4 protein-coding genes are annotated in these 3,585 nt (G+C 39.7%); 2 read left to right on the top strand and 2 right to left on the bottom strand.

Features of this window, described 5'->3' with window-relative positions:
- Both L654_RS0101315 and L654_RS0101310 read left to right on the top strand, forming a co-directional pair.
- A partial coding sequence (locus tag L654_RS0101315) for a response regulator (RefSeq protein ID WP_024607016.1) occupies positions 1-1,627 on the top strand: 1,627 nt, incomplete at its 5' end.
- 19 nt (positions 1,628-1,646) lie between these two features.
- Entirely contained in the window at positions 1,647-2,267 is a 621-nt protein-coding gene (locus L654_RS0101310; protein WP_024607015.1) for a fumarylacetoacetate hydrolase family protein, read from the top strand.
- On the opposite strand, the gene L654_RS0101305 is transcribed toward L654_RS0101310, so the two are convergent.
- Together L654_RS0101305 and L654_RS0101300 are read right to left on the bottom strand one after the other, a co-directional pair.
- The gene (locus tag L654_RS0101305; RefSeq protein WP_024607014.1) at positions 2,218-3,141 is read right to left on the bottom strand and encodes an ABC transporter substrate-binding protein; all 924 of its coding nucleotides are present in this window, start codon (positions 3,139-3,141) and stop codon (positions 2,218-2,220) included. The two genes, L654_RS0101310 and L654_RS0101305, sit on opposite strands and share 50 nt — an antisense overlap.
- A 116-nt stretch (positions 3,142-3,257) precedes the next feature.
- On the bottom strand, positions 3,258-3,585 hold a 328-nt coding region (locus L654_RS0101300), incomplete at its 5' end, for an aldo/keto reductase (RefSeq protein ID WP_029753439.1).

The following is a 3,585-nucleotide window of genomic DNA, read 5'->3' as shown; positions in this document are numbered from 1 at the left end:
GAGCCGCTTTGCACGCGCTATTCGCTATGCACTTGCTCGTAAAGATGTTGAAGGTGAGCGAGTAGAGCGTTTAAAAGCCGAAGCCGAAAATCGCTCAAAAGACCGCTTTCTAGCTCATCTAAGCCACGAATTACGTACTCCTCTATCGTCTATTTTAGGTTATACCGAACTGTTAATGCAGAGCGACTTCAGTCAGCAAGCAGAAAATGAACTAGGTGTTATTTATCGAAACGGTAAACATTTATTGAGCCTGTTAAACGATGTGCTCGACTTATCTAAAATAGCCGCCGATAAACTGGAGCTGACCCTAAGCGAAGTTAACCTTGATAGCATGCTTGCCGATGTATACACGCTAATGCGCGTATCGGTGCTTGATAAGGGCCTTACGCTGCGCTTTGAATCTCATCAGCCATTGCCTTTGGTTGCACGACTGGATGCAACAAGAGTTCGCCAAATTTTAATAAACCTAATAAACAATGCAGTTAAATTTACCGATAAAGGCGAAATTGTTGTTAATGCGTGGACGCAATGGGTTGATGATACCGAAATGCTGTTTTTTAGCATTAAAGACTCAGGCATGGGCATTGCCCCTGAAAAACAAGAACTGATATTTAAGCCATTTGAACAAATAGCTGATGTAGAATCACGCTCTGTAGGCGGCGCAGGCTTAGGCTTGGCAATATGTGCTGAATTGTTAGCACGTATGCACGGTGATATTAGTTTGCATTCTGAAATTGGCAAAGGCTCTACGTTTACTATTTCGGTTTACCCAGGTGATATTAGCGAAGTAGAACGACAGGTACTTAATTTTAGTAGTGCGCCGCAACTACAAAGTAAATCGGCTCCATGCAAAGTGCATGGGCGAGTATTAGTAGTTGATGATTTACGTGATTTACGCATGCTAGTTGGTCATATGATCAGTACTTGTGGTGCGCGCGTCGATTATGCCGAACATGGCCAACAAGCGCTTGAAAAAGTGCGTATTGCAGATGCGTATAAAGCGCCTTACGATATTATTTTTATTGATATTCATATGCCTGTAATGGGCGGCAAGGAAGCTACCATAGAGCTTAGAAAAATGGGTTACAAAGGCCCAATAATCGCGCTCACTGCCGCTACTATGAAAGGCATACATGAGGAGCTTGCTGCACTAGGCTTTAACGATGTAATACCAAAACCTGTTGATAGCGCGGCTTTATACCAAAGTTTGCAAGATTATTTGGTAGCGCCAGAGCATGCACCGCAAGCTAAAGATATAAATTGTAGCAATGGCTTAACCGAGAAAAAGCAGCGCTTTTTACTTGTTGAGGACGATCACGATGCAGCGCAAATTACGGAGCTACTTTTAGAAAGCTTAGGTGTTGAAACGGTCATTGCGTCTAGCTGCGCACAATGTTTGCAAATACTTAATCACGACCAGCAATTTAATAAGGTATTGCTAGATATGCATTTACCCGATGGGCGTGGCATTGATTTAGGCCAGCAAGTTAATGAGCGATATCCAGAGCTACGCTTGGTGATTGTAAGTGGCGCAGAGCCAGACCCTAGAGAAATAAAAGATTTAAATATTGACCGAGTTTTACTTAAACCTATTAATTTGAGCTTACTTGAAACGCTTATTAGCTAATAACTGAGACATTATTTATATGCATTCAATAAAGTTAGTATCTGAAGAATTAACACCATCAAAAGTAGTCTGTGTTGGCCGTAACTATACCGCACATATTGCAGAGCTAAACAACGAAACACCAGATCAAATGGTTTTATTCAACAAACCAAATAGCGCGATTACAAATACGTTATTTGCGGCTCATAACGGCGATACACTGCATTATGAAGCCGAGCTATGTTTTGTAGTTAAAAATAAAAAATTTGTAGGGGTTGGACTCGGCCTTGATTTAACTAAGCGTACTGTGCAAAGTAAATTAAAAAATAAAGGACTTCCATGGGAGCGCGCTAAAGCGTTCGATGGCTCTGTAATTTTAACTGATTTTGTAGCGCTAACTGATGCAATGAAGCACTTTACCTTTGAACTTAAAATTAATAATAAAGTAGTTCAGCAAGGCGATACTCATTTTATGCTGCATAATCCGGACTCAATTTTACAAGAAATTAGTGAATTTATGAGCTTAGAAGATGGTGATGTAGTAATGACAGGCACACCTTCGGGCGTGGGCGAGGTAACGCCTAAAAGTATTTTTGCTGTTGCACTTTATGCTAATGATCAGTGTTTACTTGAGCATCAGTGGCAAGTAAGTAAAAATTAATAACTTGCTGTTGGTAGTGTTTATCAAAGTCGGCAAAGGTAGTTTTAAGCCAATTATGCTGACTTTGTTGATACTCAGGCGATTGTAGTACATTGTTTTTTAGTGCGCGGTTAATTTTTTTAAGCGCTTGCTGTGCAAAATTATTAGGTGCGTTAGCCGCACAACCTATTGCTCCTCGTATAAATTGAATGTCATTTTCTGCAATTGGTACACTCTCTATATTCGTATATTCTCCTTGTTTATTAAAGTAATCGGCCATAAACGGGTAATCAATTGAGTAGTCTAAAAAGCCGTGACTCAAGCGTGCTATAACAGCCTGACTTTCATTTTCGCTACTCCAACTTAACGACGACTCTTTATCTCGTTTTGTATTTTCAATAATTGTATTAATTTTAGTTGTAAATTTACGTGCAGCAGCTTGCCCGTATACGTATTGCGGGTCGGTTAATAAATTAATAAGGTGAATAGGCGAGCCGTGCTTTTCTTCTAATTTGGGCTTTAGCTCTTTAGTCGTGATAATTGAAAATGGGGGATATACCGTTGTTGGATTTGAGTAGTTAAGTAGTTGGTTATTATGTTTTTTATAAATAACACACGGGAAGCATACGTTTTTTCCTTCACTTAAATATTTATTTATACGCTGCTGAGGGACAATTAAGCGGGTATGTTTTACATCTGTTATGGTTCTAATGAGTTGCTCGGTTAGGTTGTCGCAAATACCGCCTTGTGGTGCACTTTCGCTTTTAGCTATATGAAAAGGGGGCGTGTAACTTTGCAGCCAAATAATTTCTTCTAGAGGCTGTAATTTTTGTTCAACAGCATGCGCGTTAAATACAATTAATAGACAAAATGCATAGTATCCGTTTCTCAGCATTGATAAGTGTTCGTTGAATTAAGAAAACTTAATTAAAGTATAGTGTTGGTTGTAGTAGGGTCAAATATTTTACTTAAAAGCAGCCTTGTTCAAGGCTGCTTTTAACTGGTACATGCTTAATAAGGCATAGGATAGTTTTTAAATATAGTGTTAATCTCACTAAGAATTTCGTCGCTTAACGTGATGTTAAATGCATCAATATCTTCTTTCAATTGGGCTATGCTTGTTGCACCAATAATTGAAGAGGTTACGCCATCTACTTGGTTACACCATGCGAGTGCTAGTTGTGCTGGAGTAATATTGTTTGCATGAGCCAGCTCAACATACTGCTTAGTGGCTTGCTCTGCATTGGGTGTATCTCTAAAAATACCGTTGCGCTGCATGAAGGTCCAACGGGAGCCTTCTGGGCGAGCACCGTTTAGGTATTTACCCGTTAATAAACCA

Origin of the sequence: Pseudoalteromonas sp. TAB23 (genome assembly GCF_000498075.1) — a bacterium.
Lineage (GTDB): Bacteria > Pseudomonadota > Gammaproteobacteria > Enterobacterales > Alteromonadaceae > Pseudoalteromonas > Pseudoalteromonas arctica.
Note: the sequence above shows the minus strand (reverse complement) of the source record. Positions and strands in the feature narration are given on the sequence as shown.

Coding starts and splice junctions, on each gene's coding strand:
- L654_RS0101310 (WP_024607015.1), top strand. CDS start 1,647: ATGCATTCAATAAAGTTAGTATCTGAAGAATTAACACCATCAAAAGTA.
- L654_RS0101305 (WP_024607014.1), bottom strand. CDS start 3,141: ATGCTGAGAAACGGATACTATGCATTTTGTCTATTAATTGTATTTAAC.